The sequence below is a fragment of the uncultured Tateyamaria sp. genome (genome assembly GCF_947504105.1).
Lineage (GTDB): Bacteria > Pseudomonadota > Alphaproteobacteria > Rhodobacterales > Rhodobacteraceae > Tateyamaria.
Map to the genome: position 1 here is coordinate 1 of NZ_CANNGP010000132.1, position 1,304 is coordinate 1,304.

The window sequence follows — 1,304 nt, forward strand, 5'->3', positions numbered from 1 at the left end:
ATCGCAGATAATGACACCTGCACTATGGCGCATTGCGACGCCGGGGGAGCGGGAGCCATCCACCCCATCGGCTATGGAGATACAACCTCGGTTCGATTTCAGAATTAGAAAGTCAAAATCCGATGCCTTTGTGTTTATGACTGGATGTCCAGTCATAAACACGCTATATTCCATTTGACTAATTAGCCGCGAGACGCCCATGCCCAAGATTGTTGATAGAGAAGAAATGCAGAACGGCATTCTGAATGCCGCGATGGAAGTCTACATCCAAAAGGGCTTCCATACTGCGACTATTGCAGATGTGGCGGAAGGTGCAGGCGTCGCCAAGGGCACGCTCTATTTGTATTTCAAGAACAAGGAGAGCATCGCCGTTGCCATCGTGGATCGGCATTTTGAGCGCTTGCAACATGGACTAATGGGCCAAGAGGACCCCGACACCCTCGATGAGTTCATGGCACGCTTGGACAACAGTACGACAGTAAAGGATGAGGCAACGCGGTTCATCAGACTCTTTTACGAGATGTTTGGACCAAACCTTGACGGTGATCCGGTCGTTAGCAGATTGGGGGCATTCTTTGATCAGCTTGGGCAAAACTACGAGCGACAGCTGAAACACTTGCGTGATCGCAAAGAGGTCAATCAGGATATTGATCCTGAGCATCTTGGTCGCGCCATTGCGTCATTAGTCGATGGACTGATCTTGCATCGCGGCCTTTTTAACTTGCCCAAGGCGCGGCATGGCAAGATTCGCGCTGAGGCTTTGTCTATGGTGAGGCGCGGCCTAGTGCCTGCGTAGCGCTGCCAAACATCGTGAGTCGATCATTTTCCAGTGGGGCCGAACGTAAGATCGTTCGGCCCTTTCCACTCAGCGGCTCCCTTCAATCAAAATAGTTCTAGAACTTTAAGTAATAAATACATAGCCTTACGGAGATTTTCGAAAAAAACTCTATTTATGACTGGATGTCCAGTCATGTGCGCTCTACTTGACTGACCATCCAGTCATAAACGACTTACTGATTACCAAATGAGGAGAACGACCATGAACAAGCCAGCATTTGACCCCAACAACCGCATGTCACCTCTCGGCCTGCCTGCGCACCTCGCAGATGCAATCAACCCAGACACTCCAACGACAGGCGTTCCAACGCCGCGCGTCTCTCGCACGTTCTACATGGGTGACTTCAAAATCACGTCGCTGCTCGATGTGACTGGTCTGCAAAACGACCCCTGTCCGTCGTCATGGTTTTTGGGGCCAATGGCGGTCTAAACTAAGAGAGAGTTTGGCTCATCTGATTGGTTTGATT

Annotated in this window: 2 protein-coding genes; both read left to right on the top strand. The window is 50.5% G+C overall.

The window, feature by feature from the left end; genetic code table 11:
* Positions 1-199: 199 nt before the first annotated feature.
* Entirely contained in the window at positions 200-796 is a 597-nt protein-coding gene (locus tag Q1A75_RS23880; RefSeq protein ID WP_299593559.1) for a TetR/AcrR family transcriptional regulator, read from the top strand.
* 243 nt (positions 797-1,039) lie between these two features.
* Entirely contained in the window at positions 1,040-1,267 is a 228-nt protein-coding gene (locus Q1A75_RS23885) for a hypothetical protein (protein WP_299593556.1), read from the top strand.
* The last annotated feature ends 37 nt before the right edge of the window (positions 1,268-1,304 follow it).